General features: G+C 55.7%; 1 rRNA gene. It reads left to right on the top strand.

From position 1 onward, the window contains the following. Positions 1 to 688 (top strand): 23S ribosomal RNA (locus ABD143_RS38035); the annotation flags it as partial.

Raw genomic sequence — 688 nt, 5'->3', positions numbered from 1 at the left:
AGAAAAGCCTCTAGCGAGTGCTGTTGCGGCCCGTACCCTAAACCGACACAGGTGGTCAGGTAGAGAATACCAAGGCGATCGAGTGAACTGTGGTTAAGGAACTCGGCAAAATACCTCCGTAACTTCGGGAGAAGGAGGGCCGTCTGGCTTGAAGCTCTTCGCGGGCTAGGGCTGGGCGGCCGCAGAGACCAGGCCCAAGCGACTGTTTACTAAAAACACAGGTCCGTGCGAAGTCGCAAGACGATGTATACGGACTGACGCCTGCCCGGTGCTGGAACGTTAAGAGGACCTGTTAGTCCTTCGGGGCGAAGCGGAGAATTTAAGCGCCAGTAAACGGCGGTGGTAACTATAACCATCCTAAGGTAGCGAAATTCCTTGTCGGGTAAGTTCCGACCTGCACGAATGGCGTAACGACTTGGGCGCTGTCTCGACCACAGACTCGGCGAAATTGCACTACGAGTAAAGATGCTCGTTACGCGCGGCAGGACGGAAAGACCCCGGGACCTTTACTACAGCTTGGTATTGGTGCTCGGTTCGGCTTGTGTAGGATAGGTGGGAGACTGTGAAGCGGCCACGCTAGTGGTCGTGGAGTCGCTGTTGAAATACCACTCTGGTCGAATTGGGTGTCTCAACCTCGGGCCATGATCTGGTTCAGGGACAGTGCCTGGTGGGTAGTTTAACTGGGGCG

The organism is Pseudonocardia aurantiaca, assembly GCF_039526725.1.
Classification (GTDB): Bacteria; Actinomycetota; Actinomycetes; order Mycobacteriales; family Pseudonocardiaceae; genus Pseudonocardia; species Pseudonocardia aurantiaca.
This window is presented reverse-complemented; position numbering and strand designations above follow the sequence as displayed.